Source organism: Amycolatopsis sp. WAC 01416 (assembly GCF_003947485.1).
In the GTDB taxonomy this organism is placed as follows: Bacteria; Actinomycetota; Actinomycetes; order Mycobacteriales; family Pseudonocardiaceae; genus Amycolatopsis.
The window spans coordinates 446,818-467,394 of record NZ_QHHX01000004.1 but is presented as its reverse complement, the minus strand read 5'-3'; the positions used below and the strand labels follow the sequence as shown (position 1 = coordinate 467,394).

Below are 20,577 nucleotides of genomic sequence, written 5' to 3'. Positions count from 1 at the left end.
CACGGACGAGAAAGGGAGATCATGGGATACGGGAGGATGAGGACGTTGGCACCGCGGGACGAATGGTCGGTCGGCTGCCGGGATCTCGCGGGCAGGCGCAGGGACGTGACGGTGTTCGTGAGCAGCGACAAGATCGTGCTCGTGGCGCCGCCCGGCGAGGCCGCCGTGCTCGGGCCGCTGGACGTGGGGCGCCTGCGTGCCGCGCTCCGCGACGCCGTGGTCGCGGTGGCCGAACATCCGGATCACAGCGAATGACAACTACCGTTCCTACTTCCGAGTAGGTAGAGTCGGCCCCTTCGGAAGGAGCCGGCCATGACCACCTACTTCGTGACGGGCGCGACGGGTTTTCTGGGCAAACGCCTGGTCGCGCGCCTACTACGGCGACCTGAGACCGTAGCCGTCCATGTTCTCGTGAGGGAGACCTCACGCGGGAAGCTCCCGAGCCACGAGAAGCTCGTTCCCGTCACCGGCGACCTGACCGAACCCTCGCTGGGCATCGATCCCGCCCGCGTGGGGCCGCTCGACCACGTCGTGCACCTCGGCGCGATCTACGACCTCACCGCGGACGAAGCGGCGAACCGCGCGGCCAACGTCGACGGCACCCGCAACGCCGTGGAGTTCGCCGCCGCCGCGAAGGCCGGGCTCCTCCACCACGTCTCGTCGATCGCGGTCGCCGGAAAGTACGCCGGGCGCTTCACCGAGGCCGATTTCGACCTCGGCCAGAGCTTCGCGTCGCCGTACCACGCGACGAAGTTCGAGGCCGAGAAACTCGTGCGACGGCACGGGAAAACGTCGTTCCGCGTGTACCGGCCGTCCGCCGTGGCCGGTGATTCGCGCACCGGCGAGATGGACAAGATCGACGGCCCGTACTACTTCCTCCCCGCGATCTCGCGGCTCGCCACGCTGCCCCGCCGTCTCCCGCTGGCCGCCCCGGATCTCGGCGCCACGAACATCGTGCCGGTCGACTACGTCGTCGAAGCGATGGAGCACCTCATGCACGTCGACGCGCCCAGTGGCAGCACGTACCACCTCGCGTCGCCTCGACCTCAGCCGCTGCACGAGGTCTACAACGCCTTCGCACGGGCCGCGGGCGCGCCGAAGATCTCCGCTGTCCTTCCCCCTCGCCCGTCCGGAGCGCTGAAGCGTGCCGGAACCCGGCTGGCGAAATCCGCCGCGGCCGGTTTCGACCGCGTTCCCGGCGGGCGGACGGCCCGCGCGGCGGTACTGACCGAACTCGGCATTCCGCTCGAAGTCCTGCCCCATCTGAGTATGGAGGTCGACTTCGACACGAGCGCGACCACGGCCGCGCTCGAAGGCAGCGGGATCACCTTGCCCCCGTTGAAGGAGTACGCCGGTCCGCTCTACCGATACTGGCTCGAGCACCTGGACCCCGATCGCGGCCGCCGCCGTCCGGGCCCGGAACAGCTCGACGGCCGCAAGGTCCTGATCACCGGCGCCTCGTCGGGCATCGGGCGCGCGTCCGCGCTGGCCGTCGCCGCGAAGGGCGGCGAAGTGATCCTCGTGGCCAGGCGCGCCGACGAGCTCGAAGAGGTCCGCGAGCAGGTCGTCGCGGCGGGCGGGAAAGCGTCGGCGTATCCGTGCGACCTCACCGACGGCGGCGCGGTCGACGCACTGGTCAAGGACGTGCTCGCCGCGCACGGCGCCGTCGACATGCTGGTCAACAACGCGGGCCGCTCGATCCGGCGCTCGCTTTCGCTGTCCACCGAACGGTTCCACGACTTCGAACGCACGATGGCGATCAACTACTTCGGCCCCGTGCGCCTGACGCTCGGCCTGCTGCCGTCGATGACCGCGCGCGGGTTCGGCCACGTCGTCAACGTGACCACCCAAGGACTCCAGACCGACACCCCGCGGTTTTCCGCTTACCTGGCCTCGAAGGCCGCGCTGGAGGAGTTCGGGCTGACCGCCGGACGGGAAACGCTTTCCGACGGCGTCACCTTCACCTCCGTCCGGATGCCGCTGGTGCGCACCGACATGATCACGCCGACCGGGTCCTATCGTGGTATGCCGTCGAGCTCTCCCGAACGCGCCGCCGCGCTCGTGGTGAAGGCACTGGAGAAACGGCCCGAGATCCTGAACCTGCCCGAGGGCACGGCCGCCGAACTGGTGACGCTCGTCGCACCCAGGACGGCGCGGTTCTTCGCACATCTCGTCTACCGCGCGATGCCCGAATCCGCGCCGGAAACCCGTGGCCTGCCCCGGAAGGCTCCGCTCGCCTCGGTCGCGGGCGCGGTCACCAGGCTGGTCTGGCGCCGCCGTCCCTGAGCTGTTGGCGGAGCCGAGGATGGCCTCGTGAACCGGGCATGACGTGAACCCGCCCTGGCCGAAGGCCCCGCTATCGCGGTGGCAGGGCGCCCTTCTCGCCCGCCGGGACGAGTTTTGCCAGGTCGCGGCCTGCCGACGTCGATCGCGGCGCGGGTTCACCAACAGGCACTGACCTCCTCGCCGCCGGGCTCGATCGGGGGACGCCCCCGGCCGCTACCATCGGTTTCCGATACGCCGGGGGGTCGGCGGACTCGGGCCGAGGCAGGACGAGGAGGGAAGGGGCAGTGTGGACGTCGCCAGTCCCCCGCTGACGACCGGACCGGACGCCGGGGTGGTACGTCCGTCCAGGACAGTGCTGCGGCTTTCCCTGCATGTGGCGTGGGTGCTCGCGCTCGCCGTCGCCACCGAACTCCGGGTGGGGCGCTTCGGTTTCCACCCGTCGGACCAGGGTTTCATCCTCGCCCAGGCCTGGCGCGTGCGGCACGGCGAGGTCCCGCACTCCGACATCATCTCCGCACGGCCACTGGGTTCGGCGTACCTGCACATCGTCGACTTCGTGCTGCCGGGCCCGCTGTTCTTCGTCTCCAGCGTGCTCAGCATGCTGGAGATCATCCTGGCGACCATCGCGTTCGCCGCACTGGTCACCCGCCGCCGCGTCCGTGACTGGGGGCCGGGGCTCACCGGGCTGACAGCGGCCGCGTCGCTGCTGAACCTCAACGCCTTCCCGCTGATGGCCTGGCACACGATCGACGGGATCTTCCTGACCGCCTGCGGTGCCTGGGCGCTGGATTCGGGGCTGCGCAACGGGAAGGCGTGGCCGCGGCGGCTCGGCCTCGTACTGCTGGGCACCGCGGTGTTCGTCAAACAGAGTTTCGCGCCGGTGCCGCTGATCGCGTTGTGCTGGTTGCTGCTGCACCCGTCGCTGCGGGAAGGCGCGTTCCGCACCGGCCGCTGGTGGGGGCGCCTGGCCTGGGATCTGCCGGCGCTGGGCGCCTTCTTGGTGTTCTACCTCGGAATCGTCGCGTTCGACGGCGGGCTCGGCGCGATGGCCGAGCAGCTCACCGGCGGTCTGCCCGCGTACGGCGAGCGACTTCTCGGTCTGTGGCTGGAAAATCCCGAAACGCTGCTGCGGCCGCCGGTGCGGGGACTGACCTTCTTCGCGATCGCCGGGGTGCTTCTTGCCCTGCTCGGGGTCTTCCGCGAACGCGCCGGATTCGCCGGGGCGGTCCTCGCGCGGCTGCTGCTCCTGGCGGGGGTGGCGGTGGTGGTCGGCACCGTCGTGGATGGACACTTCACCGGTGCTTCGCGCTGGGCGGACGTCCTCTGGTGGATCCTCGGTGTCGCGCTGCTGGTGAACTGGGCGGCGAAACGGCGGTTCCCGCGCATGGGCGGGCTCGTCTTCGCGACCGGCTTCATGACCAGCCTGTCCTGGGGGAACGACACCCCGACGTTGTTCACCGGAACGCTGGCGCTGACGGCGATCCTGGAACTGTCGGACGCGCTGCCCCCGCTGCCGGATCCGCCTCGCCGGATCGCCTTGGCCGGCGCCACCGCGATGGGCCTGGTCGCGGTGCTGGCGTCGGGCTGGGCCGTGGTCGTGCACCACGACGAAGCCGCGTACCTCGACATGGCGCGCGAGAAACTGACCGGTGACCTCGGCACGGTGACGCCGTCGATGCGCGGCATCCGGACGAACCCTGGCACTTTCACCTACATCTCCCAGATCCAGGACTGTGTCACGCGCTATCCCGCGGGGCGTACGGCGGTCCTGCCCGACAACCCGTTCGCCTACCCCGCCTTCGACCTGCGCAATCCGTTCCCACTGGAATGGCCGCTGCCGCTGGAGATCGTCGCCGACGCACCGCAACGCATGCTCGCGAGGGCCGACGAGCTCAACCGCGAAGGCGACTACCTGGTGCTGTTCCAGACCGTGAGCATGCCTGTCCTGGCCAAGGGCGGTCCGGTGCCCGCCGAGGTCGCGGGCGACGCGCCGATCTTCGACTATCTCGGGCTGGAGAACGCGCTGCGGTCGCGGCTCACCGGCCAGACCGTCACCTGCGGCAGCTTCGTCGGCAAGTGGGCTCCGCGCCCCTGACGCAATTCGTCACCTACTTGCGATGGCCGGGTTACTCGACGCCGGCGTCCTCCGGGCGGCCGGAAGCGAGACCGGCGAGGACGTCCAACGCGGCCCCGAGCGTCTCGAGCGGCGGCGACGAGACGGCGAGGCGCACCGCGTTCGGGGCGTGACCGGGGACGACGGCGAACGCGGCCGCCGGGGTGACCGCGATCCCGCGCCGCGCGGCCGCGGCGACGAAGGTCTCGGCGCGCCAGTGTTCGGGGAGTTCCCACCAGCAGTGGTACGCCTGGGGATCGGCGCGCACCGTGAACCCGGCCAGCCGCGCCGCCGTCACCCGCTGGCGTTCGGCGGCGTCGAGCCGTTTCGCCCGTTCGACGGTTTCCAGGGTGCCGCCGGTGATCCACCGGGTGGCGGCTTCGACGGCGAGCCTCGGCGCGACCCAGCCGCCCGAGCGCACGGCCGCGGCCAGCCGTTCCGTCCATTCCGCCGGGACGGCGAGGAATCCGGTGGTCAGCCCCGGGGCGAGCCGCTTCGACATGCTGTCGGCGAACACGGTGCGTTCCGGCGCATACGCCGCGAAGGGCCGGACCTCGGGCCGGAGGAAGGTGTAGATCCCGTCCTCGATCACCGGGATGTCCATCCGCCGCACGGTTTCCGCCAGCTTGACGCGCCGCGCTTCGTCCATTGTGGACCCGAGCGGATTGTGCAGCGTCGGCTGGACGTACAGCGCGCGGACGGACGCGGCTTCGAGTGCCTCGGGAATGAGCCCCATGTCGTCGGTCTCGATGGGCACCAACTGGACGCCGAGCCGTCCGGCGAGCGCCTTGACCACCGGGTACGTGATGGCTTCGACGGCGAGCCGTTCCCCCATCGGCACGAAGGCGGCGATGGCGGCCGCGATGGCCTGACGCCCGCTGCCGGCGAAGAGGACTTCCGGCGCCCAGCCGTCCTTCGCGAACAGGCCGCCGACGGCGTCCCGCGCCTGCTTCGAGCCGGACACGGTCCCCGGACGCAGCGCCGCTGTCAGGACGTCTTCACGCAGCAGCGACTCCAGCGCCTTCCCGACCAGCGCCGTTTGCTCGGGCAGGACGGCGAAGTTGAGTTCGAGGTCGACGGTCGCGCCGCCCGGTTCGGCGAGCGCGGTCTCCAGCGGCGGCCTCCCGGCGCGGACGAACGTGCCGCGGCCGACCTCGCCGACCACGACGCCTCTCCGGACGAGTTCGCCGTAGACCCTGGCAGCGGTCGAGTTGGCGATCCCGCGTTCGCGGGCGAACCGCCGCTGCGGGGGCAGCCGGTCGCCAGGGCGGAGCCTGCCAGCCTCGACGTCGGCGGAGATCTCGTCCGCGACTATCCGGTAGTCCTCCATGCCGTCCTTCGATCGCACCGAGTGCATTCATGGGATTGCACTGGGGATGATGCCATCGAAGAGCGTTGTGAGCCGACTGCGACCTACGGAACACCACAACGGCGGAGTCCTAGGTTAGCCTAACCTGCGTGGAGACCGTGGAAACCCTCACCGAGCAGAGCACGACGTCCCGCCTGCACGCGGACGCGCTGACGCTCGCCTACGACGGCCGGACCGTGGCCCAGGACCTCGGGGTGGTCATCCCCGACCGGTCGTTCACCGTCATCGTCGGCCCGAACGCCTGTGGCAAGACGACCCTGCTGCGCGCGCTCGCGCGGATGCTCAAACCCCGCCAGGGTTCGGTGTTCCTCGACGGCCAGGTGATCAGCTCGTTCCCGGCCAAGGAGGTCGCCCGTCGGCTCGGCCTGCTGCCGCAGAGTTCGATCGCGCCCGACGGCATCACCGTCGCGGACCTCGTCGCGCGCGGCCGGTACCCGCATCAGCGGCTGCTGCGCCAGTGGTCCCGCGAGGACGCCACCGTGGTCGCGGAATCCATGCGCGCCACCGGGGTCGACGACCTCGCCGAACGGCTGGTCGACGAACTGTCGGGCGGCCAGCGGCAGCGCGTGTGGATGGCGATGGCGCTCGCCCAGGAGACCGATCTCCTCCTGCTCGACGAGCCGACGACCTATCTGGACATCGCGCATCAGATGGACATCCTCGACCTGTGCGCGCAACTGCACCAGGAACAGGGCCGGACGCTGGTCGCGGTGCTGCACGACCTCAACCACGCCGCCCGGTACGCGACGCACATGATCGCGATGCGGGACGGAGAGGTACTGGCGACGGGCGCGCCCGAGGAGGTCGTCACCGCCGCCAACGTCGAAAAGATCTTCGAGCTGCCCTGCCGTGTCATGCCGTGCCCCGAGACCGGGACTCCGCTGGTGATCCCGAAAGCCGGGCGCCGCGCCGCCTGAGGTTCGTCCGGACAGCCGCCCCGATGGACGATTTCGTGACCGTCGGGCGGCATTAGGTTTGCCCGGGGAGGTTCCATGACTCAGGAAATCTGGTCCAAGGTCGACGAATACATCTTCGACGCGCTCATCCCGGCCGACCACACCCTCGACGAGGCTCTTCTCGCCTCGGACGAGGCCGGGATGCCGCCCATCGCCGTCGCCCCCAACCAGGGCAAACTGCTCCATCTGCTGGCGAAGATGATCGGTGCCCGCTCGATACTGGAGATCGGCACGCTCGGCGGCTACAGCACCATCTGGCTCGCCCGTGCCCTGCCGCCGGACGGGCGTCTCGTGACGCTCGAGTACTACCCGAAATTCGCCGATGTCGCGCGGAAGAGCATCGACGCCGCCGGTGTCGGCGAGCTCGTCGACATCCGGATCGGGGAGGCGCTGGACCTGCTGCCCGGCGTCGAAGGCCCGCTCGACATGACGTTCATCGACGCGGACCGGGTCAACAACCCGGCCTACTTCGAGGCGGCGCTGAAGCTGACCAGGCCGGGCGGGGTGATCGTGATCGACAACGTCGTCCGCGCCGGAGCGGTGGCCGACCCGGCGAACACCTCCGACGAGATCGAAGGACTCCGGCGGATGCACGAACTGATCGCCGCCGAACCGCGGGTCGACGCGACCGCGTTGCAGACCGTCGGCAAGAAGGGGTACGACGGGCTGACGATCGTCCTCGTGACGTCCTAGCGACCCCTTGACCCACTCGGGCCTTACCCGTACATGAAGGCCCCCTTCATTGCGTCTAGAGCAGCGAAGGGGGCCTTCATGTACTTCCACACCACGGCGGCGGTGTGGTGTGCGCAAAGGCCGTTTCGCGTGATCCGACGGCCGACACACGTGACTGGATGGACGACACGCGCACGGCCGGCTTCCGCCGCGAGTCGTCCGCCCAAACACACATGTCGGCCATCCAGTCACGCATGTCGGCCATCCAGTCACGCGAAACCGGTCCTGCGTCAGCGCGGGCGGGGTGCCGTCGTGGTCGCGGGGACCGGCCATCGCACCGGCAGTCCCTGGTGGAAGGCGTTCATGAAGCGCTGCCACATCTCGGCCGGGATCGTCCTGCCGGTCAGCTTCTCCCCGGCGGCGTCCCGCATCCGGCGTGGTTCGTCGGAGCCGACCCAGACCGCGGTCGCGAGCTGGGGCGTGTACCCGACCGCCCAGCCGCCCGCGTTGTCGTCCGTCTCGTTGTACTGGAAGTCGCCGGTCTTCAGCGCCGCCGGACGGTCTTTCAGCCCGGTGGTCAGCACCTGGCTGATCGTGCCCGCGACCCGGCGGCTCAGTGCCTCGTCGCCCTTGAACGCGGGCGTCTTGTCCGGGGGCCGTTCCCAGACGATCTCACCGTTCTCGTCCCGGATCTTCGACACCAGATGCGGGGTGGCGCGCATGCCGTCCGCGGCGAAGGTCGCGTAGGCACCAGCCATGTCGCTGGGCCGCAAGGGATACCGGCCGACCGCGATCCCGGGTCCGATCAGGAACCCGTCCTTCTCGCGCAGGGTGACCGCGCCGTCGACGGCCTCGGGGATCCCGGCCGCGCGGGCGCCGTTCCGGACCGTTTCCGCGCCGAGTTTCTTCGCCAGGTCGACGAAGGGGCCCTGCGCGTCCCGGCCCATCGCCTCACGCAGCGTGCATTTGCCGGTCTCGCCGCACTGGTCCGGGAACTTGAAGGTCTCGCCGAGGAAATCGACCTGCGCGGGCGCCTTCAGCGGTTCGTCCACGTTGACGCCTTGTTCGAGTCCGGCGGCGAGGGTGAACGGCTGGAAGGCCGAGCCGGTGCCGTACGGGGTGCCGGCGTAATCGTGCACGCTCCAGCCGCCGCCGTTGTAGGCGCGGATGGCGCCGGTCCCCGGTTCGACGGCGACCAGCGACGCGCGGAAGTGCTCCGGCTGCCCCTGCAAGCGCTCCTTGACCGCTTTCTCGGCTTCTGCCTGGGCACGCGGATCGATGGTCGTCTCGACCTTCATCGCGCCGCCGCGGAGCCGGTCCAGCGGGTAGCCGACCTGCTCCAGCTCGGCCAGGACCTGCTGCTTGACGTGATACTTCTCGTAGGTGACGCGACCGGCGCGGGTCTCCGACGGCGCCTGGATCGCGTCCTCCGGATAGGTCATGCCGACCGCTTCGGCCTGGCTGACGTAACCCCGCGCGACGAGCTTGTTCACCACGTAGGACCAGCGCTTCATGGCGTGCTCGTGGGTGGAGGCGTACGGGTCGTGCACCGACGGCGACTGGATCATGCCGGCGAGGAAGGCCGCCTCGCTCCAGGTCATCGAGTCATCGAGTTTGCGGCCGAAGTAGGCGTTCATCGCCGACGCCGGGCCGTAGGTGCCGCGGCCGAACGAGATGATGTTGATGTAGCTCTCGAAGATCTCCTTCTTGGTCTGCTGCTGGGTGATCTTGGTGGCGAGCACCAGTTCGGAGAATTTGCGGGTGAGGGTGGCGTCCTCGTTTCCGGTGGATTTCTTGATGTACTGCTGCGTGATCCCCGAGCCGCCGCCGACGCCGGTCACCAGCGCGCGGCCGAGTCCGGTGAGGTCGAAGCCCTCGTTGTCCCAGAAGGTCGGGTCCTCGGTCGCGACGATCGCGTCACGCAGCTTCGCGGGGATGGCGTCGTAGGGCACGAACAGCCGGTCGCCGCCGGGCGGGATCACCTTGAGCAGTTCGGAACCGTCCGCGTTCTGCAGGACGACGGTCTTGTCGAGGTCGGCGAGCACTTCCTCCGGGCTGCGGACGTCGAGCAGGACGTACGCGATCCCGAACGTGACCACCGGGATGCCGACGAGCAGGCCGAGCGTCCAGGCGGCGATCCGGCGCCACCTGCGCTTCTTCCCTTTCGGCTCGGGGGTGGCCGTGGTCTCCGACTCGGGTGCGACTGACTCATCCGGGTTCTCCACGCCAGGTAAGACGCCCGAACGAGTGAAAAGGTTGTGGGAAAATCACCGAATCGTGTCCCGACTCCAGGGCAAGCGGGGCATTACTTGAAGAATTCTTCATTTGATAAAGTGTTCGTATCGGCAAGTCGAGCGAAGGAAGCCGGTATGCCCGTCCCCCTGTACCAGGCCAAAGCGGAGTTCTTCCGCATGCTGGGCCACCCGGTCCGGATCCGTGTGCTGGAACTGCTCGCGGAGGGCCCGAAGGCCGTCCGTGAACTGCTCGCCGAGATCGAGGTCGAGGCCTCCAACCTCTCCCAGCAGCTGGCCGTCCTGCGCCGATCGGGAATCGTCACCTCGACACGGGAAGGGTCGACGGTGGTGTACTCACTGGCAGGCGGGGACGTCGTCGAATTGCTGCGCGCGGCCCGGCGCATCCTCACCGAACTCTTGGCCGACCAGAACGTCCTGCTCGCCCAATTGCGCGACGCGGACTGACGCGGTGGCGGGATCGAGGCTTTCGGGACTGCGTTCCCTCCTGCCCGGACGCGAAGACCTGCGCACGCTCACGCGGGCTCCCCGGCGCGATCTCACGGCGGGTTTGACCGTCGCGATCGTCGCCCTCCCGCTGGCGCTGGGCTTCGGCATCTCATCCGGCCTCGGCGCCGAAGCCGGGCTCGTCACCGCGATCGTCGCCGGTGCGCTGGCCGCCATCTTCGGCGGCTCCAACCTCCAGGTGTCCGGCCCGACCGGGGCGATGACCGTGGTGCTGGTGCCGATCATGGCCACGCACGGCGCGGGCGGAGTGCTGACGGTGGGCCTGCTCGCCGGCGTGCTGCTGCTCCTGCTCGCGGTCGCCCGCGCCGGCCGGTACATGCGCTACGTCCCGATCCCGGTGGTCGAAGGCTTCACGCTGGGCATCGCCGGGGTGATCGCGCTGCAGCAGATTCCCGCCGCGCTCGGGGTCGCCACCCCGGAAGGCGAGAAGGTGGCCGTCGTCGCGGCGAAAGCGGTGGCCGACTTCGCCGGGCACCCATCCTGGCCGTCGATCGCGATCGCGGCCGGGGTCGCCGTCCTGATGCTGCTCGGCGCGCGGTGGCGGCCGTCGATCCCGTTCTCGCTGGTCGCCGTGGCGGTCGCGACACTCGTATGCCACTTCACGCAGCTGCCGGTCTCCCGCATCGGCGCCCTGCCCGCCGGTCTTCCCGCGCCCTCGCTGGCCTTCCTGGATCTGTCCACTTTGGGCGCGCTGGCGCCCTCCGCCGTCGCGGTCGCGGCGCTGGCCGCGCTGGAAAGCCTGCTTTCGGCCACGGTCGCCGACGCGATGAGCGTCAACGAACGCCACGACCCGGATCGGGAGCTCTTCGGGCAAGGCCTCGCGAATCTGGTCACCCCGCTGTTCGGCGGAGTGCCGGCCACCGCGGCGATCGCGCGCACCGCCGTCAACGTCCGCGCCGGCGCGAGGTCCCGTCTCGCCGCACTCACCCACGCGCTGGTGCTGGCGGTGATCGTCTTCGCGGCGGCGCCGCTGGTGGCCGCGATCCCGATCGCGGCGCTCGCCGGGGTACTGCTGGCCACCGCCATCCGCATGGTCGAGGCGGGCTCGGTCCGCGCGTTGCTCCGCTCCACCCGCCGCGACGCGCTGGTCCTCGTGCTCACCGCGGCCGCGACCTTGATCCTGGACCTGGTCACCGCGGTCATCCTCGGTCTCGTCGTGGCCGGCGCCTTGGCGCTGCGGGCGATCGCGAAGGCGGCCCGCGTCGAAGAGGTCCCCCTTGACCACGCCGATCACGGCGCCGAGGAGCGGGCGCTGCTGGACGAGCACATCGTCGCGTTCAGGCTCGATGGCCCGCTGGTCTTCGCCGCGGCCCACCAGTTCCTGCTGGAGCTGTCCGAGGTCGCCGACGTCCGGGTGGTCATCCTCCGGATGTCACGGGTGTCGGCCATCGACGCCACCGGCGCCCTAGTCCTGCGAGATGCTGTCGATCGGCTTGAACATCGTGGGATCACGGTGCTGGTGTCGGGGATCAGACCCGGCCACGAAAAGGTGCTCGACGAGCTCGGTGTCGCGGACCGGCTTCGCGCCGAGGGCCGGGTCTTCCCCGACACACCGCATGCCATCGAGTTCGCGCACGCCCTGCTGACGTCACCCTCAAGCGAGGAACGCGCGAAGCAGTGAAGCCGTCCCTTCGACGTGCTCCGTCATCGCACGGCGGGCCGCCTCCGGATCACCGGCCAGGATCGCGTCGACGATGGCCTCGTGCTGGGCGTTGGAGTGCTCCAGATTCGGTTCGAGCAGCGGGATCATGTCGAGCAGCTGGTTGACCCGCATCCGCGCGTCGGCCATCGCCGTGGTCAGCGAGCCGGACGCGGTGACCTCGGCGATCGCCAGGTGCAGCCGCGAATCCTTGCGCCGGTAATCGCCGACGTCGGCCGCCGCCGCCTCGGCGAGCGTGCTGGTCAGATGCTGCCGGTCGGCCGGGCTGAGGGAGCGCGCAGCCGCCATCTCGGCGGCGCCGGTTTCCAGGACGTGCCGCAGGCCGAGCGCGTCTTCCAGGGTGGCGTTGTCGACCTTCCGCCCGTCGGCGGCGGGCGGGTCGGGCAGGACGTCGTTGACGAAAGTGCCGCCGTAACGGCCACGCCGCGACTCGACGTAGCCCGCGTCGGACAGCGCGCGGATGGCCTCGCGCAGCGTCACCCGGCTGACCCCGAGCCGCTCGGCGAGCTCACGTTCCGACGGCAGCCGCTCCCCCGCGCCCACCACTCCGAGCCGGATCGCCTGGAGCAGCCTTTCGACGGTCTCCTCGAAGGCGTTGCCCGCGCGCACCGGGCGGAACAGCGCGTCACCCGCGTTCGCGACCGTGCTCGACTCCACCCTTCGAGTTTAGGCCGCCCGCAATTCGGCACCTGGTTGCGGTACTTGCGCACGCATACATCGCAACCAGGTGCCGAATTGCGTAGGGATCAGCACTCGATGACGTTCACGGCGAGACCGCCGCGCGAGGTCTCCTTGTACTTCACGCTCATGTCGGCGCCGGTCTCGCGCATCGTCTTGATCGCCTTGTCCAGCGTCACGATATGCGAACCGTCGCCGCGCATCGCCATCCGTGCGGCGTGGATCGCCTTCGACGCTCCGACGGCGTTGCGCTCGATGCACGGGATCTGCACCAGCCCGCCGACGGGGTCGCAGGTCAGCCCAAGGTGGTGTTCGACGCCGATCTCGGCGGCGTTCTCCACCTGCGCGGGCGAACCGCCGAGGACCTCAGTGAGCCCGGCGGCGGCCATGGCGCTGGCCGAGCCGACCTCACCCTGGCAACCGACCTCGGCGCCCGAGATCGAGCCCGTCTGCTTGAGGATCGAGCCGATCGCGCCCGCGGTGAGCATGAACGTCACGATGCCGTCGTCCGACGAGCCCCGGATGAACCGCTGGTAGTAGTGCAGAACGGCCGGGATGATCCCCGCCGCGCCGTTGGTCGGCGCGGTGACGACGCGGCCGCCCGCGGCGTTCTCCTCGTTGACCGCCAGCGCGTACAGGCTCACCCAGTCCATCGCGTACAGCGGGTCGCCGACGCCGTCCTCGGCGAGCAGCTTCTCGTGCAACGCCTTCGCACGGCGCGGCACCTTCAGCCCGCCCGGCAGGACACCCTCGTGCTCGCAGCCGTTGCGCACGCATTCCACCATGACCTGCCAGATCTCCAGCAGACCCTCACGGACCTCCTCGCGCGTGCGCCAGGAGAGTTCGTTGCGCAGCATGATCTCGCTGATCGGCAGCCCGGTGTCCTCGCAGTGCTTCAGCAGATCCGCGCCGGTGCGGAACGGGAATTCCAGCCGAGTCGAGTCCTCGACGACGACGGTGTCGGTCTCGTAGGACTCATCACGCACGAACCCACCACCGACGGAGTAGTAGGTCCGCTCGCGCAGCACCTTCCCGTCGGCGTCGAACGCGCGGAAGATCATCCCGTTCGGGTGCGCGGGCAACGACTTCCGCCGGTGCATGGTCAGATCGGTGTCCTCGGTGAACACGATCTCGTGTTCACCGCGCAGCTTCAGCAGACAGGATTCGCGGATCTCCGCGATCTTGCCTGCCACCGTGTCGGTGTCGATCTCCTCCGGACGCTCCCCGGACAGCCCGAGCAGCACGGCCTTGTCGCTGCCGTGCCCGAACCCGGTCGCGCCGAGCGAGCCGAAAAGCTCACTCTGGACACGCGTCGTGGCCGTCAGGTCACCATCCGCGGCCAGACCGTCCACAAAGGTCAGTGCCGCACGCATCGGGCCCACCGTATGGGAGCTGGAGGGGCCTATGCCGATCGAAAACAGGTCGAAGACGCTGATCGCCATTGATCTGCCCTCCTTCCTATCTGGCCAGCAGTGAGCTGGCTTCTTGGGCCGCGGGCCCTTCGGCGGCGAGATGGGCCAAGTTCTCCGACAGCGCTTCGCCGCGGTGGGCCTTCGTCTGCGCGAACAGCCGCCCGGCGCGGTACGACGAGCGGACCAGCGGCCCGGCCATGACGCCGGCGAAGCCCATCGCCTCGGCGGCGTTCGAGTGCTCGACGAACTCCTCGGGCTTCACCCACCGGTCCACGGGGTGATGCCTCGGCGACGGCCGCAGGTACTGGGTGATCGTCAGGATCTCGCAGCCCGCGTCGACCAGGTCCTTCATCGCCGGAGCCACCTCCTCCGGAGTCTCGCCCATGCCCAGGATCAAGTTCGACTTCGTCACCAGACCGGCCTCACGGGCCCGCGTGATCACTTCGAGCGACCGCGCGTACCGGAAACCAGGCCGGATCCGCTTGAAGATCCGCGGCACCGTCTCCACGTTGTGCGCCAGCACCTCGGGCCGCGAACCGAACACCTCGGCCAGCTGATCCGGATCCGCGTTGAAATCCGGGATCAACAGCTCCACACCGGTGCCCGGGTTCAGCGCGTGAATCTGCCGGACGGTTTCAGCGTACAGCCACGCGCCGCCGTCTTCGAGGTCGTCACGCGCCACACCGGTCACCGTCGAGTAGCGCAACCCCATGGCCTGCACCGACTCCGCCACCTTGCGCGGCTCGGTCGTGTCGAGCGCCGCCGGCTTGCCGGTGTCGATCTGACAGAAATCGCACCGGCGCGTGCACTGGTCCCCACCGATCAGGAACGTGGCCTCACGGTCTTCCCAGCATTCGTAGATGTTGGGACAGCCGGCCTCCTCACACACGGTGTGCAGGCCTTCACGTTTGACCAGGCCCTTGAGCTCGGTGAACTCGGGGCCCATCCGCGCGCGGGTCTTGATCCACGGCGGCTTCTTCTCGATCGGGGTCTGCGCGTTGCGGACTTCGAGCCGGAGAAGTTTGCGCCCCTCGGGGACCGCGCTCATCGGTCGAGGTCCGCGTACAGCGGGTGCTTCTTGGCCAGCAGCTCGACACGGGCGGACAGCGACTGGCGCAGGGCCTCGTCGAAGTCCGGGCGCAACGCCTCGGCGATGATGTCGGCCACCTCGGCGAAGTCCTCGGCGCCGAAGCCGCGGGTCGCCAGCGCCGGGGTGCCGATGCGCAGGCCCGAGGTGATCATCGGCGGGCGCGGGTCGAAGGGGACGGCGTTGCGGTTGACCGTGATGCCGACCGAATGCAGCCGGTCTTCGGCCTGCTGACCGTCCAAAGTGGAGTTGACCAGATCGACGAGCACCAGGTGCACGTCGGTGCCGCCGGTCAGCACGCGGACGCCCGCTTCGGAGCAGTCCGTGCGCGAGAGGCGGTCGGCCAGGATCTTCGCGCCTTCGAGCACGCGCTGCTGACGCTCGCGGAACTCCTCGCTCGCGGCGATCTTGAGCGCGACGGCCTTGGCGGCGATGACGTGCTCCAGCGGACCGCCCTGCTGGCCGGGGAACACCGCCGAGTTGATCTTCTTGGCGAGTTCCTGGCGGCACAGGATGATGCCGCCGCGCGGGCCGCCGAGGGTCTTGTGCGTGGTCGTGGTGACGATGTCCGCGTACGGCACCGGGCTCGGGTGCAGGCCCGCGGCGACGAGACCGGCGAAGTGCGCCATGTCGACCATGACCTTCGCGCCGACCTCGTCGGCGATGCGGCGGAACTCGGCGAAGTCGAGCTGACGCGGGTACGCCGACCAGCCGGCGATGATCAGCTTCGGCTTGTGCTCCTTGGCGAGGCGCTCGATCTCCTCGACGTCGACGATCCCGGTCTCCTTGTCGACGTGGTAGGCGACGACGTTGTAGAGCTTGCCGGAAAAGTTGATCTTCATCCCGTGCGTCAGGTGACCGCCGTGGGCGAGGTCGAGACCGAGGATGGTGTCGCCGGGGTTGAGCACCGCGACCATGGCGGCGGCGTTGGCCTGCGCGCCCGAATGCGGCTGGACGTTGGCGTGCTCGGCGCCGAACAGGGCCTTCGCACGGTCGATCGCCAGCTGCTCGATGACGTCGACGTGCTCGCAACCGCCGTAGTAGCGGCGGCCGGGGTAGCCCTCGGCGTACTTGTTGGTCAGCACCGAACCCTGCGCCTCGAGCACGCCCACCGGGGCGAAGTTCTCCGAGGCGATCATCTCCAGGGTCGACTGCTGCCGGTCGAGTTCGGCGGCGACCGCCGCGGCGACCTCGGGGTCCACATCGGACAGGGCAGCGTTGAACATGTCAGTTCTCCTGGGTCAAGACGGCGTACGCCTGGGCGTCGAGCAGGGCGGGCACGTCGCCGGACAGACGCACCTTCAGGAGCCATCCTTCGGCGTACGGGTCCGAGTTGATGAGCTCGGGGGTGTCCGTTGTGGCCTCGTTCACCTCGACGACCTCGCCGTCCACGGGTGCGTACAGCTCGCTGACCGATTTGGTCGACTCGACCTCGCCGAACACCTCGCCCGCGGTGACGGTGTCGCCGACCGAGGGAAGCTGGACGAACACGATGTCACCGAGCGACTCGGCGGCGAAGGCGGTGATACCCACGGTGGCGACGCCGTCCGCGACGTTCAGCCACTCGTGTTCCTTCGTGTACTTCAGGTCCTGGGGGATGCTCATGATGTCGAAAGGGCCTTTCAGGCGCGGGAGTAGAAGGGCAGGGCGACGACCTCGACGGGCTCGATGCGGCCCCGGATGTCGACGGAAAGCTCGGTGCCGGGCTCGGAGTGCTCCCGGTCCACATAGGCCATGGCGATCGGGTAACCCAGGGTCGGCGACAGGGCACCGCTGGTGACCTCGCCGATCTCGGTCTCGCCCGCCAGGACGGTGTAGCCGTGGCGCGGGGCGCGGCGGCCGGAGCCCTTGAGCCCCACACGCACCCGGGGGACGTCCTTCTTGGACAGCTCCTCGAGCGCGGCCTTGCCGACGAAGTCGCCGGGCTTCTCGAACTTGACGACGCGGCCGAGGCCGGCTTCGAACGGACTCAGCTGGAGGCTGAGTTCGTTGCCGTACAACGGCATCCCGGCTTCGAGGCGCAGGGTGTCGCGGCAGGCGAGACCGGCCGGGAGCAGACCGTGCGGCTCGCCCGCGTCGGTCAGGATGCGCCAGACGGCGGGGGCCTCACCGGCCGGGACGTACAGCTCGAAACCGTCCTCGCCGGTGTAGCCGGTGCGGGCGAGCAGGACGTCGTGACCCTTCACGACGGCCGGGACGCTCGCGTAGTACTTGAGCGCGCCGAGGTCGGCGTCGGTGACGGCGCCGAGGATCGCGACCGCCTTCGGGCCCTGGACGGCGATCAGCGCGACGTCCTCGGACTTGTTCTCGACGACAGCGTCGAAGCCGGAGACTCGCTCGGCCAGTGCCTCCGCGACCACGGAGGCGTTGCCCGCGTTGGCCACGACCAGGAACTTCTCGTCGGCGAGGCGGTAGACGACCAGGTCGTCGAGCACGCCGCCGTTCTCGTCGCAGATCATCGTGTAGCGCGCCCGGCCCGGCTTGACGCCGGACAGGTTGCCGACCAGCGCGAAGTCGAGGATGTCGGCCGCTTGCGGACCGGTCACCTCGATCTCGGCCATATGGGAGAGGTCGAACAGGCCCGCGGTCTCGCGGACCGCCTTGTGCTCCGCCAGTTCGCTGCTGTAGCGGATCGGCATCGACCAGCCCGCGAAGTCGGTGAACAACGCACCCAGTCCTTTGTGGACTCCGTGCAGGGACGTCTCTTTCGACATCAGTGCCTCAGTTCTCGTAGGCGTTGAGCGGCGGGCAGGAGCAGACGAGGTTACGGTCCCCGCGCGCACCGTCGATGCGGCGCACCGGAGGCCAGTACTTGGCCTTGCGATTCACTCCGGCGGGGTACACCGCCAGTTCGCGGTCGTACGGCAGGTCCCAGTCGCCGACCAGGGTCTCGGCGGTGTGGGGGGCGTTGCGCAGCGGGCTGTTGTCCGCGGCCCACTTGCCCTGCGCGACGGCGTCGATCTCCGCGCGGATGGCGATCATCGCCGCGATGAAGCGGTCGATCTCGCCGAGGTCCTCGGATTCGGTCGGCTCGACCATCAGCGTGCCCGCGACCGGGAACGACATGGTCGGGGCATGGAAGCCGTAGTCGATCAGGCGCTTCGCGACGTCGTCGACGCTGACGCCGGTCTCCTTGGTGAGCCCGCGCAGGTCGAGGATGCACTCGTGCGCGACCAGGCCGTCCTGGCCGGTGTAGAGCACCGGGTAGTGCTGGTTGAGGCGTTTGGCCACGTAGTTCGCGGCGAGGACGGCGACCTGCGTCGCGGCGGTGAGCCCACCGGCGCCCATCATCCGGACGTACGCCCACGAGATCGGCAGGATCGACGCCGAGCCGAACGGGGCGGCGCTGATCGGGCCGACACCGGTTTCGGGGCCCGCCTTCGCCAGCATCGGGTGGTTCGGCAGGTACGGCGCGAGGTGCGCGCGGACCGCGACCGGGCCGACACCCGGGCCGCCGCCACCGTGCGGGATGCAGAAGGTCTTGTGCAGGTTCAGGTGCGAGACGTCGCCGCCGAACTCACCCGGCTTGGCGAGACCCAGCAGGGCGTTGAGGTTCGCGCCGTCGACGTAGACCTGGCCGCCCGCGTCGTGCACGATCTTGGCCAGCTCGTCGATGCCGTGCTCGTACACGCCATGTGTGGACGGGTACGTGACCATGATCGCGGACAGCGTGTCGCGGTTGGCCTCGACCTTGGCGCGCAGGTCGTCGAGGTCGACGTTGCCCTCGTCGGTGCACTTGACCACGACGACACGCATGCCCGCCATGACCGCGGAGGCGGCGTTCGTGCCGTGCGCGGACGACGGGATCAGGCAGACCTCGCGTTCGGCCTGACCGTTGGCGTGGTGGTACGCGCGGATCGCGAGCAGGCCGGCGAGTTCACCCTGGCTGCCCGCGTTCGGCTGCAACGACACCTTGTCGTAGCCGGTGACCTCGGCCAGCCAGCCGGACAGCTGCTCGACGAGGACGTGGTAGCCCTCGGCCTGGTCGGCGGGCGCGAACGGGTGGATGCCCGCGAACTCGCGCCAGCTGATCGGCTCCATCTCGGTGGTGGCGTTGAGCTTCATCGTGCAGGAGCCGAGCGGGATCATGCCGCGGTCGAGCGCGTAGTCGAGGTCGGACAGGCTGCGCAGGTACCGCAGCATCGCGGTCTCGGAGCGGTGGGAGTGGAAGACCTCGTGCGTGAGGTACTCGCTCTCACGGTGCAAACCGGCGGGAAGCGCTTCGGTGCTTTCGGCCTCGTTGTCGACGCCGAACGCGTTGAGCACCTTCGCGATGATCGCGGGCGTGGTGACCTCGTCGACGGCGATGCGGACGTGGTCGGCGTCGACCGGGCCGAGGTTGATCCCGTGCTCGCGCGCGACCGCGACGACCGCTTCGGCCTGTCCGGGCATGCGGGCGAGGACGGTGTCGAAGAAGCCCTCGTGGACGACCTCGACGCCGGCCGCGCGGAGAGCGCCCGCCAGTGTGGTGGCGAGTTCGTGGACTCGGGTCGCGATGCGCTTGAGGCCGTCCGGACCGTGGTAGACCGCGTACATCGCGGCGAGGACGGCGGGCAGCACCTGCGCGGTGCAGATGTTGGAAGTCGCCTTCTCGCGGCGGATGTGCTGCTCGCGGGTCTGCAGGGCGAGGCGGTACGCGGGGTTGCCGTCGGCGTCGACCGAGACCCCGACCAGGCGGCCCGGCAGCGAACGCTCGAGCCCGGCGCGGACGGCCATGTATCCGGCGTGCGGCCCGCCGTAACCCAGCGGGACGCCGAAGCGCTGGGTGGAACCGGCGGCGATGTCGGCGCCGAACTCACCCGGCGCGGTGATCAGCGTGAGGGCGAGCAGGTCGGCGGCGACGGTGTACAGCGCTCCGGCGGCCTTCGCGGTCTCGGAGATGGCGGAGTAGAAGCCCGCGCCGCGCAGCACGCCGGAAGCGCCCGGGTACTGGACGACGACGCCGAAGAACTCCTCCGGCAAGCCGGTGAGCAGGTCTCGGACCTCGACCTCGACACCCATCGCCTCGGCGCGGGTGCGGACGACGGCGATGGTCTGCGGCAGGCACTCGGCGTCGAGGACGACCTTGTCGGACTTGGACTTCGACACGCGGCGCATCAGCATGACGGCCTCGGCGACGGCGGTGGACTCGTCGAGCAGGGAGGCGTTCGCGGTGGTGAGACCGGCCAGCTCGGAGACCATGGTCTGGAAGTTGAGGAGGGCTTCGAGACGGCCCTGCGAGATCTCCGGCTGGTACGGGGTGTACGCCGTGTACCAGGCCGGGTTCTCCAGCACGTTGCGGCGGATGACCGCCGGGGTGACCGTGTCGTGGAAGCCGAGGCCGATCATCTGCGTCATCGGCTTGTTGAGCGCGGCGAGCGCGCGAAGCTCGGCGATGGCGTCCTCTTCGGACGCGGCGGGGGGAAGTTCGAGGTCACGCGTGACCCGGATCGCGGACGGCACCGCGGCCTGCACCAAGGCGTCGAGGCTGCCGTAGCCGACCTCGGCGAGCATCTTGGCCTGCTCGGACTCCGAGGGGCCGATGTGCCGGTCGTCGAAGGACGTACTGGTCAAGGGAGCTCCTTGGGTCAGGCGCCGGATAGACC

The 20,577-nt window shown here is 69.6% G+C and carries 16 protein-coding genes; 7 read left to right on the top strand and 9 right to left on the bottom strand.

What is annotated here, in order from left to right; genetic code table 11:
• Positions 1 to 36 precede the first annotated feature (36 nt).
• From DL990_RS15910 to DL990_RS15900, 3 genes are all read left to right on the top strand, one after another.
• Entirely contained in the window at positions 37 to 255 is a 219-nt protein-coding gene (locus DL990_RS15910) for a hypothetical protein (protein WP_039922712.1), read from the top strand.
• 57 nt (positions 256 to 312) lie between these two features.
• Positions 313 to 2,286 carry an SDR family oxidoreductase gene (locus DL990_RS15905; protein ID WP_125799127.1) on the top strand — a complete coding sequence of 658 codons (1,974 nt, stop codon included), beginning with the start codon at positions 313 to 315 and terminating at the stop codon, positions 2,284 to 2,286.
• A 286-nt stretch (positions 2,287 to 2,572) separates the two neighbouring features.
• Positions 2,573 to 4,381, top strand: a complete 1,809-nt coding sequence (locus DL990_RS15900) for a hypothetical protein (RefSeq protein WP_125799126.1) — start codon at positions 2,573 to 2,575, stop codon at positions 4,379 to 4,381.
• A 31-nt stretch (positions 4,382 to 4,412) separates the two neighbouring features.
• Here the strand turns inward: DL990_RS15900 and DL990_RS15895 are convergent, their stop codons facing one another.
• Complete coding sequence (locus tag DL990_RS15895) at positions 4,413 to 5,729, bottom strand: PLP-dependent aminotransferase family protein (protein ID WP_125799272.1); 1,317 nt, start codon at positions 5,727 to 5,729, stop codon at positions 4,413 to 4,415.
• Positions 5,730 to 5,857: 128 nt separating this feature from the next.
• On the opposite strand from DL990_RS15895, the gene DL990_RS15890 reads away from it, so the two are divergent.
• Entirely contained in the window at positions 5,858 to 6,685 is an 828-nt protein-coding gene (locus tag DL990_RS15890; RefSeq protein WP_125786622.1) for an ABC transporter ATP-binding protein, read from the top strand.
• A gap of 75 nt (positions 6,686 to 6,760) precedes the next feature.
• Positions 6,761 to 7,417 (top strand): O-methyltransferase, encoded by a 657-nt coding sequence (locus DL990_RS15885; protein WP_125786623.1) that lies wholly within the window; start codon positions 6,761 to 6,763, stop codon positions 7,415 to 7,417.
• Between the two features lie 269 nt (positions 7,418 to 7,686).
• Here the strand turns inward: DL990_RS15885 and DL990_RS15880 are convergent, their stop codons facing one another.
• A complete protein-coding gene (locus tag DL990_RS15880; protein WP_125799125.1) occupies positions 7,687 to 9,621 on the bottom strand; it encodes a transglycosylase domain-containing protein in 1,935 nt (644 codons plus the stop codon).
• A gap of 144 nt (positions 9,622 to 9,765) precedes the next feature.
• Here DL990_RS15880 and DL990_RS15875 point away from each other — a divergent pair, with 144 nt between their 5' ends.
• Together DL990_RS15875 and DL990_RS15870 are read left to right on the top strand one after the other, a co-directional pair.
• On the top strand, positions 9,766 to 10,095 hold the full coding sequence (locus tag DL990_RS15875; RefSeq protein ID WP_125786625.1) for a helix-turn-helix transcriptional regulator: 330 nt from the start codon (positions 9,766 to 9,768) through the stop codon (positions 10,093 to 10,095).
• Positions 10,096 to 10,099: 4 nt separating this feature from the next.
• Positions 10,100 to 11,776: a SulP family inorganic anion transporter gene (locus DL990_RS15870; RefSeq protein WP_125786626.1), complete on the top strand. Its 1,677-nt coding sequence runs from the start codon at positions 10,100 to 10,102 to the stop codon at positions 11,774 to 11,776.
• On the opposite strand, the gene DL990_RS15865 is transcribed toward DL990_RS15870, so the two are convergent.
• From DL990_RS15865 to gcvP, 7 genes are all read right to left on the bottom strand, one after another.
• Positions 11,750 to 12,472 (bottom strand): FadR/GntR family transcriptional regulator, encoded by a 723-nt coding sequence (locus DL990_RS15865; protein ID WP_125786627.1) that lies wholly within the window; start codon positions 12,470 to 12,472, stop codon positions 11,750 to 11,752. The two genes, DL990_RS15870 and DL990_RS15865, sit on opposite strands and share 27 nt — an antisense overlap.
• Before the next feature lie 89 nt (positions 12,473 to 12,561).
• Positions 12,562 to 13,935, bottom strand: a complete 1,374-nt coding sequence (locus tag DL990_RS15860) for an L-serine ammonia-lyase (RefSeq protein WP_125786628.1) — start codon at positions 13,933 to 13,935, stop codon at positions 12,562 to 12,564.
• A 16-nt stretch (positions 13,936 to 13,951) separates the two neighbouring features.
• Positions 13,952 to 14,953 carry a lipoyl synthase gene (gene lipA / locus DL990_RS15855; RefSeq protein ID WP_125786629.1) on the bottom strand — a complete coding sequence of 334 codons (1,002 nt, stop codon included), beginning with the start codon at positions 14,951 to 14,953 and terminating at the stop codon, positions 13,952 to 13,954.
• Entirely contained in the window at positions 14,950 to 16,218 is a 1,269-nt protein-coding gene (gene glyA / locus DL990_RS15850) for a serine hydroxymethyltransferase (RefSeq protein WP_125799124.1), read from the bottom strand. Before glyA ends, lipA begins: the two co-directional genes overlap by 4 nt.
• A 1-nt stretch (position 16,219) precedes the next feature.
• Positions 16,220 to 16,597: a glycine cleavage system protein GcvH gene (gene gcvH / locus DL990_RS15845; RefSeq protein ID WP_016336369.1), complete on the bottom strand. Its 378-nt coding sequence runs from the start codon at positions 16,595 to 16,597 to the stop codon at positions 16,220 to 16,222.
• 17 nt (positions 16,598 to 16,614) lie between these two features.
• Entirely contained in the window at positions 16,615 to 17,706 is a 1,092-nt protein-coding gene (gene gcvT / locus DL990_RS15840; RefSeq protein ID WP_125799123.1) for a glycine cleavage system aminomethyltransferase GcvT, read from the bottom strand.
• A 7-nt stretch (positions 17,707 to 17,713) separates the two neighbouring features.
• Positions 17,714 to 20,545, bottom strand: coding sequence for an aminomethyl-transferring glycine dehydrogenase (gene gcvP / locus DL990_RS15835; RefSeq protein ID WP_125786632.1), 2,832 nt, complete (start codon positions 20,543 to 20,545; stop codon positions 17,714 to 17,716).
• Positions 20,546 to 20,577: the final 32 nt, after the last annotated feature.

Excerpts from the sequence above, each read along its gene's own strand:
- DL990_RS15860 (WP_125786628.1), bottom strand. The coding sequence starts at position 13,935 with ATGGCGATCAGCGTCTTCGACCTGTTTTCGATCGGCATAGGCCCCTCC.
- lipA (WP_125786629.1), bottom strand. The coding sequence starts at position 14,953 with ATGAGCGCGGTCCCCGAGGGGCGCAAACTTCTCCGGCTCGAAGTCCGC.
- gcvT (WP_125799123.1), bottom strand. The coding sequence starts at position 17,706 with ATGTCGAAAGAGACGTCCCTGCACGGAGTCCACAAAGGACTGGGTGCG.
- DL990_RS15905 (WP_125799127.1), top strand. The coding sequence starts at position 313 with ATGACCACCTACTTCGTGACGGGCGCGACGGGTTTTCTGGGCAAACGC.
- glyA (WP_125799124.1), bottom strand. The coding sequence starts at position 16,218 with ATGTTCAACGCTGCCCTGTCCGATGTGGACCCCGAGGTCGCCGCGGCG.
- DL990_RS15885 (WP_125786623.1), top strand. The coding sequence starts at position 6,761 with ATGACTCAGGAAATCTGGTCCAAGGTCGACGAATACATCTTCGACGCG.
- DL990_RS15910 (WP_039922712.1), top strand. The coding sequence starts at position 37 with ATGAGGACGTTGGCACCGCGGGACGAATGGTCGGTCGGCTGCCGGGAT.
- DL990_RS15895 (WP_125799272.1), bottom strand. The coding sequence starts at position 5,729 with ATGGAGGACTACCGGATAGTCGCGGACGAGATCTCCGCCGACGTCGAG.
- gcvH (WP_016336369.1), bottom strand. The coding sequence starts at position 16,597 with ATGAGCATCCCCCAGGACCTGAAGTACACGAAGGAACACGAGTGGCTG.
- DL990_RS15875 (WP_125786625.1), top strand. The coding sequence starts at position 9,766 with ATGCCCGTCCCCCTGTACCAGGCCAAAGCGGAGTTCTTCCGCATGCTG.